General features: G+C 74.5%; 16 protein-coding genes. 9 read left to right on the forward strand and 7 right to left on the reverse strand.

What is annotated here, in order from left to right; all coding sequences use genetic code 11:
- The first annotated feature begins 1,058 nt into the window (after positions 1–1,058).
- From ACGFMM_RS27255 to ACGFMM_RS27295, 9 genes are all read left to right on the forward strand, one after another.
- Positions 1,059–1,898, forward strand: a complete 840-nt coding sequence (locus ACGFMM_RS27255; RefSeq protein ID WP_393649091.1) for a hypothetical protein — start codon at positions 1,059–1,061, stop codon at positions 1,896–1,898.
- 15 nt (positions 1,899–1,913) lie between these two features.
- Positions 1,914–2,348, forward strand: a complete 435-nt coding sequence (locus ACGFMM_RS27260) for a phage tail protein (protein WP_393649092.1) — start codon at positions 1,914–1,916, stop codon at positions 2,346–2,348.
- A gap of 13 nt (positions 2,349–2,361) precedes the next feature.
- Complete coding sequence (locus ACGFMM_RS27265; RefSeq protein ID WP_393649093.1) at positions 2,362–3,138, forward strand: LysM peptidoglycan-binding domain-containing protein; 777 nt, start codon at positions 2,362–2,364, stop codon at positions 3,136–3,138.
- Between the two features lie 5 nt (positions 3,139–3,143).
- Positions 3,144–4,997 carry a VgrG-related protein gene (locus tag ACGFMM_RS27270; protein WP_393649094.1) on the forward strand — a complete coding sequence of 618 codons (1,854 nt, stop codon included), beginning with the start codon at positions 3,144–3,146 and terminating at the stop codon, positions 4,995–4,997.
- Positions 4,998–5,102: 105 nt separating this feature from the next.
- On the forward strand, positions 5,103–5,384 hold the full coding sequence (locus ACGFMM_RS27275) for a PAAR domain-containing protein (RefSeq protein WP_318102392.1): 282 nt from the start codon (positions 5,103–5,105) through the stop codon (positions 5,382–5,384).
- Positions 5,385–5,389: 5 nt separating this feature from the next.
- A complete protein-coding gene (locus tag ACGFMM_RS27280; RefSeq protein ID WP_393649095.1) occupies positions 5,390–5,827 on the forward strand; it encodes a GPW/gp25 family protein in 438 nt (145 codons plus the stop codon).
- Positions 5,824–7,791 carry a putative baseplate assembly protein gene (locus ACGFMM_RS27285; RefSeq protein ID WP_393649096.1) on the forward strand — a complete coding sequence of 656 codons (1,968 nt, stop codon included), beginning with the start codon at positions 5,824–5,826 and terminating at the stop codon, positions 7,789–7,791. Before ACGFMM_RS27280 ends, ACGFMM_RS27285 begins: the two co-directional genes overlap by 4 nt.
- An 18-nt stretch (positions 7,792–7,809) precedes the next feature.
- Positions 7,810–8,322, forward strand: a complete 513-nt coding sequence (locus tag ACGFMM_RS27290) for a phage tail protein (RefSeq protein WP_393649097.1) — start codon at positions 7,810–7,812, stop codon at positions 8,320–8,322.
- 148 nt (positions 8,323–8,470) lie between these two features.
- Complete coding sequence (locus ACGFMM_RS27295; RefSeq protein WP_393649098.1) at positions 8,471–10,003, forward strand: BTAD domain-containing putative transcriptional regulator; 1,533 nt, start codon at positions 8,471–8,473, stop codon at positions 10,001–10,003.
- A 7-nt stretch (positions 10,004–10,010) separates the two neighbouring features.
- On the opposite strand, the gene ACGFMM_RS27300 is transcribed toward ACGFMM_RS27295, so the two are convergent.
- The 7 genes from ACGFMM_RS27300 to ACGFMM_RS27330 form a co-directional block, all read right to left on the reverse strand.
- Positions 10,011–10,856, reverse strand: a complete 846-nt coding sequence (locus tag ACGFMM_RS27300) for a discoidin domain-containing protein (RefSeq protein ID WP_393649099.1) — start codon at positions 10,854–10,856, stop codon at positions 10,011–10,013.
- 427 nt (positions 10,857–11,283) lie between these two features.
- Positions 11,284–11,979 (reverse strand): DNA alkylation repair protein, encoded by a 696-nt coding sequence (locus ACGFMM_RS27305; RefSeq protein ID WP_393649100.1) that lies wholly within the window; start codon positions 11,977–11,979, stop codon positions 11,284–11,286.
- Positions 11,980–12,076: 97 nt separating this feature from the next.
- Positions 12,077–12,433, reverse strand: coding sequence for a hypothetical protein (locus ACGFMM_RS27310; protein WP_393649101.1), 357 nt, complete (start codon positions 12,431–12,433; stop codon positions 12,077–12,079).
- Between the two features lie 164 nt (positions 12,434–12,597).
- The gene (locus ACGFMM_RS27315; RefSeq protein ID WP_393649102.1) at positions 12,598–13,893 is read right to left on the reverse strand and encodes an MFS transporter; all 1,296 of its coding nucleotides are present in this window, start codon (positions 13,891–13,893) and stop codon (positions 12,598–12,600) included.
- Positions 13,894–13,896: 3 nt separating this feature from the next.
- Positions 13,897–14,376, reverse strand: coding sequence for a DUF5825 family protein (locus ACGFMM_RS27320; protein ID WP_393649103.1), 480 nt, complete (start codon positions 14,374–14,376; stop codon positions 13,897–13,899).
- Positions 14,373–16,286, reverse strand: coding sequence for a RiPP maturation radical SAM C-methyltransferase (locus tag ACGFMM_RS27325; RefSeq protein WP_393649104.1), 1,914 nt, complete (start codon positions 16,284–16,286; stop codon positions 14,373–14,375). Before ACGFMM_RS27325 ends, ACGFMM_RS27320 begins: the two co-directional genes overlap by 4 nt.
- Before the next feature lie 14 nt (positions 16,287–16,300).
- Complete coding sequence (locus ACGFMM_RS27330; protein WP_393649105.1) at positions 16,301–16,423, reverse strand: hypothetical protein; 123 nt, start codon at positions 16,421–16,423, stop codon at positions 16,301–16,303.
- Between the last annotated feature and the right edge of the window lie 23 nt (positions 16,424–16,446).

Raw genomic sequence — 16,446 nt, forward strand, 5'->3', positions numbered from 1 at the left:
CGATCGCGCGGCAGGAGCGGGAGCCGGTTGTGGAGCGCGGTACGCAGGCGGCTCCCGTGCAGGGGGACATCCAGCGGGCGCCCGATTCCGTTCCCGCGCCCCAGGTACGGCCCCTCGTGACGGAGCAGCCGACGGCGGCTGCGGCGCTCCCCCTGGAGACCGGCCCGGCGCCTGCGGTCGCTCCGGTACAGAGGGCCGAGGAGCCGGCCGGTGAGCGCGCTCCTGAGCCGCGGCCGCAGGAGGACGTGCGGCTGGTGGGGGAGCGGCCGATCACGTCGGCGCAGTCGGCTGTCGAGGCGCCCGAGACCTCGGCGTCCGTGCGGCCCGCGCCGGTGGCGCCCCAGCCTCAGGCTCCGCCCGTCGTACCGGTGCAGCGGGTGGTGGAGCCGGGTTCGGAGACCGCGCCTGCCCCTGCCCCTGCCCCTGCCCCTGCCCCTGCCCCTGCCCCTGCCCCTGCCCCTGCCCCTGCGCCTTCGCCGGAGCCGGTCGTACGACCGCAGGCGGCCGAACCGGAGGCCGCGGTGACGGCGCAACGCGCTCAGGAACCCGCTCCGGAGCCCGAGGCGGAGGAAGTCCGGCCGCTGTTGGGAGAGCGGCCGGTCGAACGGGTGAGCGGGGACGAGGTCCCGTCGGATCCCGGGTCGACATCCGCCACGGAGACCGAGGGGCGGCCGGTGGTGGAGCCTGCGGGGCACACCCCGGCACCGCCGCCTGCGCCCGTCCCCCCGCCCGTATCCGTCCCCGTACCCCTGCCCGCGCCCGTAACCCCGCTCCTGCCCGCGCCCGTGCAGCGTGTCGCCCGGAGGCCGGGGCTGGGCGCTCCCATCCCGGCGGTGCCCCTGCAGCGCGAGACACCGGGCAGCCCTCTCTCCGCCCAGCCCCCCTCCCGGGCCGGGCGCATCGGGGAGCCGCTCTCCGGGACACCGGTGCCCGCAGCCGCGTCCGCAGCACCCCAGGAGGACCGCGTGACGCCCCCGGCAGCGGTGGTGGTCCCCGAGTCTCCTGCCGCACCGCCGGCCGAAAGTCCCCTCCGGCAGCCCGTCGTGAGCGTCCTGCCGTTGCAGCGCACGACTGCCCTGGTGCCCGAACCGGGCCCCGAGCCCGTCGTCGGCCTCGTCGGCGACCGCGGCCTGGAACTGCGTTCCGCACCCACCCCCGAGGCCCCCGAACCCTCCGGGCGACCCGGCTCCCCGAGCGCCCCGGACCCCGCCGAGCCCCTGGTCGTACCGGTGTCCTGGGCGCCTACGCCCACCCCGTCACCGGCCACCGCGACCGTGCCGTCGTCACCCGTGCCGCCGTCACCGGCCCCCGCCCCCCTGCAGCGCGCTGCGACCCCCGGCCCGCCGGCCGTCTCCGGCCGGCCCGGGCTCGCCGCCGTACCGCGGCCGTCCACCGCCCTCGCGTGGTCCGCCCCGCAATCACCAGCGCCCGCGCCCCTGCAGCGCGTCGTGACCGCCGGCTCGCCGCCCGTCTCAGGGCAGCAGGGTCTCGCTGCCGTACCGCAGCCCTACAGCGTCCCCCTACGGCCCGGGCCGCCGCCCGCGGAACTCCGGTTCGCCGAGCCGGTCCGGCTGGGGGAGGACCTTCCGCAGCCGCCGTCCGCTCCGCCCGCCCCGCCGCTCCAGCGGGCCGCCGAGCCTCCGGCTCCGCCCGCTGCCCGGACCTTGCCCGCCGTCCAGCGCGAGCCCGCCTCCGAGTCCGCCCCCGGGTCCGCCCCCGCCCCCGACCCCCCGCCCCCGGCGCCACCACCAGGCACCGCCCCGGCACCGGCCCAGGCCGCCAAGGAGTCCACCGACGAACTCGTCCGGCGGCTCATCGGGCCCCTCAGCCGCCTCCTCCGCGCCGAACTCCGCCTCGACCGTGAACGCGCGGGCGTCCGCCTCGACCCCCGCCACTGAGCAGAAGGAAGCCGTATGGCACAGGACCAGGACCCCGCGGTCAGCGTGTGCTTCATGGTCGAGATCGACAACATCAACCTCGGCGCCTTCAACAGCTGCGAGGGCCTCGGCTGCGAGGTCGTCATGGAGCAGCGCGAGGAGGGCGGCAACAACGGCTACGTCTGGCAGCTGCCCTCCCGCATCAAGTACTCCAACATCAAGCTCACCCGCCCGGTCACCAAGGACACGGAGAAGGTCACCGCCTGGCTCTCCGGCATGATCTCCGGCGTCGCCCGCAAGACCGCGCACATCAGCGCGATGACGGTCGACGGCACGGTCGTCGCCCGCTGGAGCCTGATGGACGTCGTGCCGGTGCGCTGGACCGGGCCGCAGCTGAACCCCGAGACCGTCAAGGTCGCCACCGAGACCCTGGAGATCGCCCACCACGGCTTCATCGACGCCGGACGATAGGAGGCCGGTCCCCATGCCCAGTCAGCCCGTCGCCTTCATCGCCTCCGCCCCGCCGCCCGGCCCCGCCAAGGACCCGAACGGCAACGGCGGCGGCTCCCGCCCCAAACTCGAGCGCGCTTACCTGGAGTTGCGCCAGCCGCCGGCCGACGGCGGTACGACGACCCCCGGACCGCGCATGGGGAAGATCGACTTCCAGTTCAACCCCAAGGAGCTGACGCTCGCCAAGACGGCCAAGTGGGAGCGGAAGACCGCCAAGGGCGCCAAGAAGGCCGGCCCCGCCGAGTTCAAGGGAGCCGGGCCCTCCAAGCTCACGCTGGAGATGTTCTTCGACGCGACCGACGTGCAGGACGACCGGGTCGTGAAGTCCGTCGAGGAACTGCTGTCCTGCTGCGTGCCGACCGATCAGACCCATCAGAAGCAGCAGGGCGTGCCCCCGTGGGTGATCTTCCACTGGGGCGGGCTCACCGGCTTCGTCGGGTACGTCAGCCAGGTCCAGGCGAAGTACACGCTGTTCACCCCCGGCGGCCTGCCCATCCGCGCCACCTGCCAGGTCACCCTGGAGGAGATCAGCGGGCCCGTGCCCGGCCAGAACCCCACCTCCGGCGCGCTCGCCGCCCGCCGTGTGCACCGGGTCGTCACCGGGGACACGCTGGCGCTGCTGGCCTGGCGGGAGTACGGGGACCCGGCCGCCTGGCGGGACATCGCGCGGGCCAACGGCATCGACGACCCGATGCGGCTGGCCCCCGGGACGGAACTGCTGCTGCCCGCCGCCGAGGAACTGGGAGCCTGACGCGCATGGCCGGTGAGAGCTTCGCCAACACCCTCGCCGTCGAGGCGAACGGGCAGCCGCTGCCCGCGCCCGTCGCCGAACTGATCGTCTCCGCCTACGTCGACGACAGCACCCAGCTGCCCGACCTCTTCGTCGTCCGCTTCCGCGATCCGCATCATGCGGTCCTGCAGAAGACGGGCATCACCATCGGCACGCCGATGAAGCTGTTTGCGCGCGCCGGGGACGACCCGCAGCGCGAACTGCTGGTGTCCGGCGAGGTCACCGCCGTCGAGATCGACCTCGACACCACCGGCACCTTCACCGTGGTCCGCGGGCTCGACCACGCTCACCGCTTCTTCCGGGGCCGCAGGGTCGCCGGATACCGGCAGATGACCGCCTCCGACATCGCCGTACAGGTGGCGAAGCGGGCCGGACTGCCCATCGGCACGGTCGACTCCACTGCCACGGTGTACGAGCATCTGGCCCAGCCGGGCATCACGGACTGGGAGTTCCTGCACCGGCTCGCGGACCTCGCGGGGGCCGAAGTGGCCGTCGTGGACGGGGCGTTCGTCTTCCGCACCCCGGCCCGTGCGCGCACCGCCCCCTCGACGTCCACCCGGCCGCAGGCCAGCCCGTACGTGCTCGAGTTCGGACGGAACCTGCTGCGCTGCCACGCCGCCGTGACGGCCGCCGACCAGGTCCAGCAGGTCGAGGTGCGCGGCTGGGACGTCCAGGCCAAGGCGGCCGTCGTGGGCCGGGCCCCCGCCGACCGCAGCGAACGGCTGCAACTCGGGCTGACCCCGGGCCAGGCCGCCGACGCGTTCGGCAAGGCGGTCTTCCTGGCCACGGACACCCCGTACGGCACCCAGGCCGAGGCCGACCAGGCCGCGAAGGCGCTCGCCGCCGACCTCGCCGCCTCCTTCGCGGAACTCGACGCGGTCGCGATGGGCATTCCGCAGCTGCGCGCCGGGACCGCCGTCACCCTTGCCAACGTCGGGGCGCCGTTCGAGGGCAAGTACACGATCTCCGCGAGCCGGCACGTGTTCGACCCGGACACCGGCTACCAGACATGGCTCACCGTCGGCGGCCGTTCCAACCGCTCGCTGTACGGTCTCGCGTCGGGCGGCGGCGGGGGGCTCGCGCAGGACCGGATCGGCGGACTCGTCAACGCGACTGTCACCGACACCCGCGACCCCGAGGAACGGGGCCGCGTGAAGCTGGCGTTCCCCTGGCTCGACGGGGACTACGTCAGCGACTGGGCCAGGACCGCGGAGGCGGGCGGCAAGGGCGGCGGCGGCATCTTCGGACCCGAGGTCGGCGACGAGGTGCTGGTCGGCTTCGAGCAGGGCCGGGTGGACCGTCCGTATGTGCTCGGCGGCCTCTACAACGGCCAGGACAAGCCGTACGCACACGACTCCCCGCTCGTCGACTCCACCAGCGGGGCCACCAACCGGCGCTCCCTGGTGACCCGTTCCGGCAACCGGCTGGAGCTGCTGGACGCGGCGAACGGGCCCAGCGGCGTCCGCCTGGCGACCGGCGACGGGAAGCTCACCCTGCACCTGGACCAGAAATCCACCTCCGTCACCGTGCACAGCGACGGCAAGGTCGAGATCACCGCCAAGGAGAAGGTCGCCGTCAAGGCCGACTCGGGCATCACCCTGGACGCGGGCACCGGGAAGCTCGAACTGTCCGGCCAGTCCGTCCAGGTGAAGGCCCAGACCGGGGTCGAGGTCGACGGCGGGGCGGGCGCCCTGAAGCTCCAGACCAACGGCCAGGTCGACGTCAAGGGAACCACGGTCGGGGTCAACGGCCAGGCCAGTACCGAGATCAAGGGCGGGGCCAGCTGCTCGATCAGCGCCGCGCTCGTCCGGATCAACTAGCGGGCGACGAGAGCGACCAGAGCAACCGGACCGCCAGAGCAATCAGAGCAATCAGAGCAATCAGAGCAATCAGAACAGCCAGAGCAATCAGAGGAGACACGACAGATGCCGCCTGCCGCACGCGTCGGTGACCCCACCGGGCATCCGGGAGTGATCGGGCCGCCCGGAGTGCCCACCGTGCTCATCGCGGGGATGCCCGCTGCCGTCGTCTCGACCCCGCACATCTGCTCCTTCCCGCCCCCGGCCGTGCACCCGCCCTCCGTGATCGCCCCACCCGGCTGCCCCACCGTCCTCATCGGCGGCCTGCCAGCGGCCCGCATGGGCGACATGGCCGCGTGCGGGGCGCCGATCGTCATGGGCGCGGTCACCGTCCTGATCGGGGGCTGAGGGCCGTGGGAGAGCAGTTCATCGGCTCCGGCTGGGCCTTTCCGGTACGGACCGACGCGACCGGTTCCGTGGCCCTGGTCGGCGGGGACCGGGAGATCGAGGAGAGCATGCGGCTGATCCTCGGCACCGCGCCCGGGGAGCGGCCCATGCGCCCGGAGTTCGGCTGCGCGATCCACGACCACGTCTTCGCGCCGGCCGACGCGGCCACCGCCGCCCACATCGCGTACGAGGTACGGCTGTCACTGGAGCGCTGGGAGCCGCGGATCGAGGTGGCCGACGTCGCCGTCACCTTCGACGCGCAGGACGAGGGCACCCTCTACATCGACATCCGTTACGTCTCCAGAGGCACGAACGACCCCCGCAACCTGGTCTTTCCGTTCTACGTGATCCCCGCGCACGACGGCGCGTCCCCGGAGGGCGGCGGAGAGGCGGGGGACCTGTGAGTCTGCCCGAGCCCCATCTCGACGACCGGCGCTTCCAGGATCTCGTCGACGAGGCCAAGCGGATGATCCAGCAGCGCTGCCCCGAGTGGAGCGACCACAACGTCTCCGATCCGGGCGTCACGCTCATCGAGGCCTTCGCGCACATGACCGACCAGCTGATCTACCGGCTGAACCGGGTCCCGGACAAGAACCACCTGGCGTTCCTCGACCTGATCGGGCTCACCCTGTACCCGCCCGCGGCCGCCCGTACCGACGTCACCTTCTGGCTCTCGGCGCCGCAGGCCCAGACCGTGCGCGTACGCGAGGGGACCGAGGTCGCCACGCACCGCACCGAGACCGAGGAGGCCGTGGTCTTCTCCACGGTCGGGGAACTGGCCGTCGTGCCCGTGGAACTGGCCGCCGTCGCCGTCGTGGGCGGCGAGCCGGGCGCCGTCGCCGCCGACCGGGGGCCCGAGCTGTCCCCCGGTCCGGGGGGACCCCTGGCCGGCCGTGGGGTGCCCTGCTTCTCCGCCGTGCCGCGCCCCGGTGACGCCCTGCTCTTCGGCCTCTCGCAGGCCGCGCCCTCCTGCGTGGTCGCGCTGCGGCTGGACTTCCCGGTCGCCGGCCACGGCATCGACCCCGAACACCCGCCGCTGGCCTGGGAGGCGTGGACGACCGAGGGCTGGACCCGTTGCGAGGTCGATCGCGACGGCACGGGCGGCTTCAACCGGCCCGGCGACGTGCTGATCCAGCTGCCCGCAGGGCATCTGGCCTCCGTGGAGGCCAGGCAGCGGGCCGGCTGGCTGCGGTGCGTCGTCCAGGAGCCGGCCGAGGGACAGCGCACGTACTCGGCGACCCCGGAGCTGCTGGCCGCCGAGGCGTTCACGATCGGGGGGACCGCCCCGGCGGTGAACGCCGAGCGGGCGGGCGAGGAACTCCTCGGGACGTCCGAAGGGACGCCCGCCCAGACGTTCGCGCTGGACCGGGCCCCGGTGGTGGCCGGCGGCCCTCCGTTCGTCGTGGAGACGGCCACCCCTGAGGGGGAATGGGCACCGTGGACCGAGGTCGACCACTTCGGGGAGTCCGGCCCCCTCGACCGGCACGTACGGCTGGACCGCAGCACCGGCGAGGTGAGCTTCGGTCCCGCGGTGAGGGAGGCCGACGGCACCCTCCGCCAGTACGGGGCGGTCCCCGACAGGGGAGTTCCGGTGCGGGTGCGTCCGTACCTCGCGGGCGGGGGCCGGCGCGGCAACGTGGCGCGCCGTGCGCTCGCCGTCCTGCGCAGCTCCATCCCGTACATCGCCCGGGTGGAGAACCGCCGGGCGGCGAGCGGCGGAGTCGACGGCGAGGACGTGGCGAACGCCCGCCTGCGGGGCGCCTTGGCGCTGCGCTCCCGGGAACGGGCGGTGACGGCCGAGGACTACGAGTACCTGACCCGGCGGGCGGCCCCGGAGGTCGCCCGGGTGCGCTGTGTCGACGCCGGCGCGGGAGGGGTCCGCGTGCTGCTGGTGCCCGCCGCCGAGGACGACGGCGAAGGGCGCCTGGAGTTCGGGCGGATGGCCTGCCCGCCGGAGCTGCTGGCCGGGGTCGCGGCGCAGCTGGACCGGAGGCGCATGCTGGGCGCCCGGCTGGTCGTCGAGCCGCCGTACTACCAGGGCGTGACGGTGGTCGCGGTGCTCCGGGCAGTGGCGGGCATCCCGGTCGCCCGGGTGCAGCGGACCGCGCTGGCCGCCCTGTACCGGTATCTGAACCCGCTCACGGGCGGGCCCGGCGGGGACGGCTGGCCGTTCGGGCGTGCCGTGCACAGCGGCGAGGTGTACGCGGTGCTGCAACAGGTCGCGGGGGTGGAGTCGGTGGAGGGCGTGCGGCTCTTTCCCGCGGACCTCGAGACCCGGCGGCGCGGCGAGTCCGCGGAGCGGATCGCGCTGGACGCGGGCGCGCTGGTGTTCAGCTACGACCACCAGGTGCGGGTGGACGGGCGATGAGCGGTGAGGGGCGAGGAGGTGAGTGAGCGCCGGATCGTGCCCGGGCTGCGCACCCGGCATCCGCTGGGACCCCAGCTGCCGGGCGTCTACGCCGACGACGACTTCGTCCAGCGGCTCACGGAAGGGTTCGACGAGGTGCTGGCGCCCGTGCTGGCGGTGCTCGACAGCCTGCCCGCGTACTTCGATCCGCGGCTGGCCCCCGACGACCTCCTGGCGCTGCTCGCGGCCTGGGTGGGCGCGGAGGGCGCGGTGCGCGGCGCGGTGCGCGGGCACGCGTCCCGGGGCACCGCGAACGGCCTGGCGGAGCAGATCCGCCAGGTATTCGGGATCACGCCGGAGATCGAGGAGAGCGGCGGCACGGTGTGGTCGCCGACCGCGCGGACCCCGCTCCCGGGAACGCCCCGACCGCACCTGACCGTGCGGCTGCGGGTCCCGGACGCGGGTGCGGTGGACGCGGCGGCCGTGTCGGCGTTCGTGGCCCGCAACCGGCCGGTGCATGTGCCGTTCACCGTCGAGGTGATCCCGGCGTAGCTGTCAACGGGACGGTCACCATCGTGCCCCGTTTCTGCACGAGAGGCGCACAGCTCTTGCACGGCGCGGTTTCGGTGCAGTATTGAGTTACTGCTCATATGCGGAGAGTGAGAGTCTCTGCTTGGCTTCCGTCGGGGGAAGAGGCCTCATGCGCGGGACGGTGCGCGAGCGGCTGGTGCCGGTGCTCGCTGGGGGGACGGTGCCCCTGACCCTGGTCGTCGCTCCTGCCGGATACGGCAAGAGCACCCTTCTCACGTCCGCCGCGGAGGCCTTCCCCGGGAAGGTGCTGCACTGGCGGCCGTCCCGGGACACCCTCGGCGTGCATGCGCTGCTCGCCAGGCTGGGACGGCAACTGGGCGTGGCCGAACCGGTCTGCGTGGAGTCCGTGCTGCTGGCGGTCGAACAGTGCGCGGATCCCGTCCTGCTGCTCGTGGACGGCGTCCACCACGTGCACGGCAGCCCCGCCGAGGGGGTGCTGGAGGAACTGGCCCTGCTGGCGCCGCCGAACCTGCGGTTGGTCCTGTCGGGCCGCCGGATGCCCGCGCTGAACCTCACCCGGCTGGAGCTGGCCGACACCGCGGTACTGACTGCTCGTCATTTACGGCTGGCTTCAGGCGAGATGGCGGCGATGTTCGCCGACGCTCCCGAGGCCGGCCGGGAGCTGGCCGAACTCACCCGGGGCTGGCCCGGTGTGCTCAAGCTCAGCGGGCCCGCGGTGCTGGCGGGCCGCGACCCGCTGGACTCGGCCGCACTGCGCACGTACCTGGACAGGGAGGTCCTGAGCTTGCTGCCGCCGCGGCTGGTGCAGCTCATGGAACGTCCCCCCGACGGGCCCGAACTGCCGGAGTTCGCCGAGGAGTACGGGCTCGACACCGACGTGCCGCTGCTCCGGGCGCATCTGGCCCGGCGCTCCGGGGCGCCCGCCCGGCACGCCGGCGCCGCGGACCGCTCCGGCACCGGCCAGGACGCGCCCCTGTCGCTGCGCTGCTTCGGCCGGTACGAGGCCACGCTGGCCGGCCGTCCGCCGGCCTGGAACCGTGCCCGGCCGCGGGTCCGGGCGCTGGCCCGGCTGCTGTCCGTCCACGCGGGGCGGCCCGTGCACCGGGAGGAGCTGATGGCCGCACTGTGGCCGGAGAGCCCCGCCCGCACCGCCGGGCGCGGGCTGCAGGTCGCGGTCTCGGCCCTGCGGACCGTCCTGGAGCCGGGCCCCGACCGGGGACGGTCCCAGCTGCTCGTGCGGTCGGGCGAGGCGTACATGCTCGTCCTGGAACCAGGGAGCAGCTGTGACGTGCGGGCCTTCGAGGCGGCTGTCGGGGAGGGCCTGCGGGCGGCCGCGCACGGAGACGCGGAGCGGGCGGCGGGGCCGCTGGGACGGGCGCTGCGGCTCTACACCGGGGAGTTGCTGCCGGAGGACGGCCCCGCGGAGTGGGTGGTGCCGATCCGCGAGCGGTACCGCAATCAGGCGGTGCAGGCGGCGCACACCCTGGCCGAGGTGGAACTCGGCCGGGACCGTGCGGATGCGGCGGTGGCGGCCGCCACGCACGCCCTGTCCCTGGACCCCTTCCAGGACGCGGTGTGGCGGCTGCTGATCGCCGCCCACCGGCAGGCCGGTGACCCGGTGGCGGCCCGGCACGTGGAGCGTCGGCACGCGGAGATGCTGGACGCCCTCGGCGTGCTGTAGGAGTCGCTCAGCGCCGCTTGAAGAACTCCACCTCGGCCAGGGCGAGATACCGCTCGTTCCCTGCCCCGTACGTGCTCCGGACCGTCAGCCGGACGCGGACGGCGTCGCTGACGGGCAGGTGGAAGCGCTGCGGGCCCGGTACGTCGGCCAGCCGGACGGTCCGGACGGTCGTCCGGCCGTCGCTCGAGGTCACGGTCACCGACAGGCTGCCGGGCCGCGCCTGCGTCAGGAACTTCTCGGCCACCGGTGAGCTGCCGGGATGCACGACGAGGTCGAGCAGCCGGATCGGCGCGGCGAACGTGGCCTCCAGATACTCCCCTTCGGCGGCTCCGGGCCGCGCGGGCGTCCAGTGCTTGTCCGTGGTGCCGTCCACGGCGAGGGCGGCCGGGTGCTGCTTGCGCGCACTCGACGCCGTCACCTTCGTCGCATGCACCTGCTCGGTCTTCGACGTCCGGTCCCGTACGGCCTCCACAGCGCGGCCCGCCTCACCACGGAAGGCGTACCCGGCCGCGCCCAGGGCGACGAGGACCAGGAGCGGCAGGACGAACCGCGGCCGCCGCCACTGCCGGCGCGGCGGCCGCTCCCCGGCGACGGGCTTTCGCCCGGCGCGGCGGGTGAACAGTCGCCGCCACCAGGGGGCCTTGGGTACGACGGGGGCGTCCGCGAGGGAGGCGCCGCAGCGCCGGCAGTAGCGCCGGGTCGGCACGTTTCCGCTGCCGCACCGGCCGCAGACGAGGTCGCCGGCCTGGAGCGGCGGCTCGGCCGCGCCCCGGTCCCGGGACGGCGGGGGCACCGGACGGCCGGGCTCCTCGACGCGCGGCTGCACGGCACGCAGAGGCGGGGAACTGGGCATCGGCGGGACGGCTGGGCGGCGCTCCGGCGCTGCGGGTTCCGTCTGGGCCGGTTCCGTCCGGGCCGGTTCCGTGCGTGCGGGTTCCGGCCGTGCGGGTTCCGGCCTTACGGGTTCCGGCCTTACGGGTTCCGTCCGTGCCGGCTCCGCCCCTTGCGCGGCGGCCTCCGGCCCTGCCGGGGGAGCGTCCGCCCGGGTGTCCGGCCGCGCCCATTCGAGAAAGGCTCCGCAGGATCCGCAGAACTGCTCGCCCGGCGCGCACCGGTTCCCGCACTCGCCGCAGTTGACCACGGAGCCCTCACCCCTTTCGGCCCCCATGCTGCGCCACGCCGCGCCCCCGCCACACGCCTGCAAGGGCAACCGCCCACGCGCCCACCGCTGCCCTTTCGGGCTGACCGGACGTGCGACGGCCCGGGAGCGCAGGCGGCCGTCAGGACGTGGTTCCGGCGTCCTTGCGGCGGACCATCTCGTCGATCCAGACCGGGGCGTAGGGGGAGGTGCAGCCCGGGGAGGTCGGGTAGTCCTTGAGGACCTCCAGGCGCTCGCCGATGGCGCGGGCGCGGGCGCGCTGGTCGGGGTGTTCGATGCCGATCTGGGCGAGGCAGTTGTTCATCGCCCACTGCAGCCGGTCCGGGGCGTCCTTCATCTCCGCCTCGACGACGTCGAGCAGAGCGCCGAGGTCGAGACCGGCCGGCTTCTTCACCACGCGTTCGGCGGTCAGCGCCCAGCCGGCGCTCGCGACGACCGGATCCGGGTCGGCGGACCAGGCCGGCCGCAGGTCCTCGGCGTGCGGGCTCTTCTTCACCACGTAGTTCACGAGCCAGTCCTGCACCTTGGGGGTGCGCGCCTCGCGCAGCATGGCGTCCAGCTCGTCGCGGGTGAACGCCTTGGGGCGGCAGATCAGGAGGGCCAGCAGGCGGGCCGCGCTTTCGCCGGTCGCCCAGAGCCCGCGCGCGAGCTCCTGCTCGGTCTTCAGCCGCTTCGCGATCGCGCGCAGCTTGCCGAGGTTCACGCCGTGGTCGTCGCCGTGCCTCTCGTTCACCTCGCGGATCCTCGGGTCCTCGAGGGCGGCCAGCTCGGCCGTCAGCTCGGCCACCTGCGCCTCGGTCGGCGTCGTCCCGGCCATCTCGGTCTCCCGTCCCTCAGCTGCGGCCTTCACCCTACGACGCAAGGGCGGACGGACGCCGTGGGCGGGCCGGGGGTTCCGGCCCGCCCACCGCCGATCAGGCCGCCAGCGCCTCGTGGAGCGTCGAGGCCGTGAGCCCGAAGGTGTCGCGGATGTCGCTGTCGTCCACGAGGAACGGCCGCTCGGACATGGAGCCCATCTCCGAGAACTCCCGCCACAGCGGATCGGTGAAGGACATCAGCGCCAGGTCCCGTTCGGTGAGCGGCTCCAGCCGCGGCTCGGGCGCTCCGTGGAGTTCGGCGAGGCCGGTCGCGGCCTGGCGCAGGGTCGTGGTGATGACCGGGGCGTGCCAGGCCCTTCCCCAGGCCCGCTCGTCGCGGCCGACCGCCACCAGCGCCGCCGCGCCGTCCTCGGTGTACGAGAACGAGTGCGCCGCATCGGGGTTGCCGTGCACGAGAGCCAGTTCGCCGTCGCGGACCCGGGGCGCGACCAGCAGGGTGAACGCCGAGACGGGGCGCCTTCGCCCACCGCCGGAGTGTGAGGAGCGGTCAGTGACCGCGTGTGATCCGCCCCGTGTCTCAGCGGCGGTCGCCGATGACACGGGGCGGCCCGCGGCACTCACGAGCCGCGCGGTGCCGGCCGGTGCGGCAGCCAGAACGACAGCGCCGCCAGGACGGTCGCCCCCGCCGCGCCCGTCAGCACCGGCACGTTCCCCAGCCAGGACGCCAGCGCCCCGCCCGACAGCGCCCCCACCGGGACCGTGGTCAGCAGCGCCGCCTGCGCGAAACCGGCGACCCGGCCCTGGAGGCCCGGCGGGGCGATCAGCTGTTGTGTCGTGGTCATCGAGATCGCCCAGACCGTCGCCGCACCGCCGAACACCAGCTGGTACGCCAGCAGGGCGGGGAAGGCGAGCCCCAGCGAGGCCGCCGGGACCAGGAAGATCGCGAGCGCGGCGACCAGGGCGCAGATCCGGGTCGCCCGGTACAGCCCGATCGTCCGAGCGAACCGGCCCGCGAGCACCACCCCGGCGACCGTGGCCACGCTGAACGTCGCGTACACGCCCCCCAACTGCCAAGGTTTGAGGGCGAGTTCACGTCCCGCGTACAGCACGAACAGCGCGTCCGCCGCCCCGCTGCCCAGGTTGAACCCCGCCCCCGCCAGCACCTGCCGGCGCAGCACCGGCTCCGCCCGCACCACCGCGAAGCCCTCGCACAGCCCCGCGAACCGGGGACCGGCGGCGGCCGGCGCGGCCGGCCGGTTCAGCGCCGCGGGCAGCGCGAACAGCAGCACCGTCTCCACGCCGTACGCCACCACGCCGGCCAGCAGCGCCGGCGAGGCCCCGACGAGGCCGACGAGGACGCCGCCGAGCGCGGGCCCGCCGATCTGCCCCGCCGTACGCGCCCCGGTCAGCGCCGCGTTGCCGTTCAGCAGCAGCCCCGGGCGGACCACCTGGGGCAGCGCGGCCTGCAGCACCACCGACAGCGTCCAGGTCAGCGCCCCCGACAGGCCCGCGACGACATACAGCTGCGGCAGCCCGAGCCTCCCCAGGGCCCCGGCGAGCGGCACCGAGCCGACCACGACCACCTGCAGCGCGGTGAGCGTGACGGCCAGTGTGCGCAGCCGGGCCCGGTCCGCGAGCACCCCCGCGAAGGGGCTGAGCACCGCGCCCGGCAGGTACGTCAGCGCCAGCAGCGCCGACGCCCCGAACGGGCCCGCGTCCAGCTGGGTCACCGCCAGCAGCGCCAGCGCGAGCGCGGTGATCTGCCGGCCGACCGAACTGGCCGCCTGCTCGCCGCAGAGCAGCAGGAACGGGCGGTGCCGGCGCAGCTCCCGCCAGGGCGCGGGTCTGCCCGCGCCTGCCGCGCCGCCGGCCGTGTCCGCGGCCGACGGAGGCCGGCCGGGCGTGGCGGTCACGGGTCAGACGCTCGTGCAGGGGACGGGCCAGCGGCGCAGCCGCGGCGGCAGGCCCACCGCCCAGCCGTCCGTGACCAGGACCAGCCGCTCCTCCGCCAGCAGCGCCACGGCCTCGCGTACCGCCGCGTCCAGCGAGTGGAGCTCCACCGGCTCCTGGACGGCCAGGAACGCCTCGACCAGCGCGGGCGCGTCCAGCGTGAACCGGGCCGAGCCGGCCGGGTCCCGGCGGTCGAGGACCGTCACGAAGTCCGGTCCGCGCCGGTGGTACAGCAGCCCGTACGCGTACCGCTCCCGCCAGGCCGGCGCGCCGGTCTGCGGCGGCGGCAGGTGGTGCAGCAGCGCGGTGTCGAACGGCGGGTCGTCGGTGTCCATCCCCCAGCGCAGGGTGCGCGCCGCGCTCTGGCAGTCGCGCAGCAGCCGTACCGCCTCGGCGGTCGCGCGGCCGCCCGCGCCGAGGGGGAGGGTGGCCGTCGTACGGCTCATACCGTCACCGCCTCGGGGTCGTCCGCCGGTGCGCCGATCGGGGCGTGGCGCAACGGCAGCGAGACGTACGCGCGGCCGTCGAAGAACAGCAGCCCGAGCGTCAGGCACTCGTCCAGCCACTCCGCCAGCCGCTCCGCCGGCACCTCCAGGCCCTCCTCGGCGAGCAGCCGGCGCAGCGCACCGGCCGAACGGCCGTCCTCCAGCCGCCGGAAGGCGGCGGCCTCCCAGCCGGTGAACCGGTACGTTCGTTCCGGCCGGCCGGAACGCCCCTCGTGCACCAGCAGGGCGCCGTCCGCGTCCGTCTCCTGCAGCAGCGTCGAACCGGCGTGCCCGGCCCGCCAGTCGGCGACCGCCGCGACGAGCCGTTGCTCGGCCGGGCCGCCGAGGCCGCGCGGCGGGGTGTCGAAGAGATAGACCAGATCGGCGAGTTCGGCCTCGGGCAGGTCGTACACGTGCCCGTACATCTCGGCCGGCCGGCGCTCCGCGAAGCCCAGCGACGGATCGGCGAAGTGCGGACTGAAGCGCTCCAGCTGGATGCGGAACGCGCCGCCGGGCGGCTGGAGATGGACCAGCGCGGGGAACTGCGCCACGACCGGGTCGTAGTCCGCGGCCGTCTCGCCGGGGAAGCCGTACAGGTAGTTCCAGGTGCACGTCAGCGACAGATCCGCGCACTCGCGCAGGGTGCGCACGTTGCGCGCGCCCGTGACGCCCTTGTCCATCAGGCCGAGGACCCGGTTGTTCAGGCTCTCGATGCCTGGCTGGATGTGCACCGCGCCCGAGCGGGCGAGCAGCTCCAACTGCTCCCGTGTCAGGTTGGACTTGACCTCGTAGTGCATCAGCAGGTCCCAGTCGGCGGCGACGGCGCGCGGCAGGAAGTCGGTGAAGTACGCCATGTCGATGATGTTGTCGACGGTGACGACGTCGAGGATCCGGTGCCGCCGGACGAGCCGCTCCACCTCCTGCCACAGCCGCTCGCCGGGCTTGGCGCGGAACGCCATCGCCGAACCGTTGAGCCCGCAGAACGTGCAGTGGTGCTTCTCGCCCCACCAGCAGCCGCGCGCACCCTCGACGACCAGCTTGGGCCGGACGTACTCGGCGACGGGCGAGGCCTCCACCTCCGCGTGCCACACGTCGTAGTCCGGCGAGGGGATGTCGGCCGGGGCGACCGTGCGCCGCGACTCCTCGTTCGCCCGCGAGACCCCGCCGTCCCACCAGCACAGGCCGGGCACGTCGCGGGGCGCGGTGCCGGCGGCGAGGTGTGCGAGCAGCGCGGGGAACGCGTACTCGCCCTCGCCGCGCACGACATGGTCGACGAACGGATGGTTGCGGTGCAGGGCGTGGCCCATCGGCCCGTCGCAGTTGCTGCCGCCGAACACCACGGCGATGCCGGGGCGGCGGCGCTTGAGCTCGGCGGCGAGCGCCAGCGAGGCGACGTTCTGCATGAAGGTGCTGGTGAACCCGACGACGTCCGGGTCGTCGGCAAGAATCTCGGCGGCGCTCCGGTCGATGAACTCGGCCGCGTGCACCCGCATCGCGTGCGCCTTGTCCACGGGGATCCCGCGGCGCTCCGCGTACGCGTCGAGCCGGTCGACGCCCCAGCCGGGGTCCTGGTACAGCACCCCGGAGAAGACCCAGTCGCCGAGCCCGTCGAAGATCGAGTCGCTGCCCACCTCGACGTGGTCGGCGGGCCGCAGCAGTCCGTCGGTCCGGTCGAGCAGGAACTCCGCCCAGCGCAGTGATCCGTGGAACTCGCGGACCTCGTCGTCGGGCCGGGTCCGGGCGAGCAGCGCGCGCAGCAGCCCGATCTGCAGCGACGGCAGATCGATCGGCTGCCAGGGCATCGTCACGAGCCGGACCCGCAGCCGGGACGGGACGCCGGCGTCCGGCGCCGGGGAAACCGCCCCGGACACCGGCTCCCGCCCGCTCAGGAGGCCGGCCGCTTCTCGATGGTGAGCCGGTCGCGCTTCCTGCCCTCGTCCCGGACGGCGACCTTCTTGATCTCCGGCTTGGTCGGGGCGTCGTCCTGGGTTCGCCTGGTGCTTTCCATGGTTCCCTCCCGTTCGTCAAGTC

The organism is Streptomyces sp. NPDC048604 (assembly GCF_043199435.1).
Classification (GTDB): Bacteria; Actinomycetota; Actinomycetes; order Streptomycetales; family Streptomycetaceae; genus Streptomyces.

Excerpts from the sequence above, each read along its gene's own strand:
- ACGFMM_RS27260 (WP_393649092.1), top strand. The coding sequence starts at position 1,914 with ATGGCACAGGACCAGGACCCCGCGGTCAGCGTGTGCTTCATGGTCGAG.
- ACGFMM_RS27265 (WP_393649093.1), top strand. The coding sequence starts at position 2,362 with ATGCCCAGTCAGCCCGTCGCCTTCATCGCCTCCGCCCCGCCGCCCGGC.
- ACGFMM_RS27270 (WP_393649094.1), top strand. The coding sequence starts at position 3,144 with ATGGCCGGTGAGAGCTTCGCCAACACCCTCGCCGTCGAGGCGAACGGG.
- ACGFMM_RS27275 (WP_318102392.1), top strand. The coding sequence starts at position 5,103 with ATGCCGCCTGCCGCACGCGTCGGTGACCCCACCGGGCATCCGGGAGTG.
- ACGFMM_RS27295 (WP_393649098.1), top strand. The coding sequence starts at position 8,471 with ATGCGCGGGACGGTGCGCGAGCGGCTGGTGCCGGTGCTCGCTGGGGGG.
- ACGFMM_RS27300 (WP_393649099.1), bottom strand. The coding sequence starts at position 10,856 with ATGCCCAGTTCCCCGCCTCTGCGTGCCGTGCAGCCGCGCGTCGAGGAG.
- ACGFMM_RS27305 (WP_393649100.1), bottom strand. The coding sequence starts at position 11,979 with ATGGCCGGGACGACGCCGACCGAGGCGCAGGTGGCCGAGCTGACGGCC.
- ACGFMM_RS27320 (WP_393649103.1), bottom strand. The coding sequence starts at position 14,376 with ATGAGCCGTACGACGGCCACCCTCCCCCTCGGCGCGGGCGGCCGCGCG.
- ACGFMM_RS27330 (WP_393649105.1), bottom strand. The coding sequence starts at position 16,423 with ATGGAAAGCACCAGGCGAACCCAGGACGACGCCCCGACCAAGCCGGAG.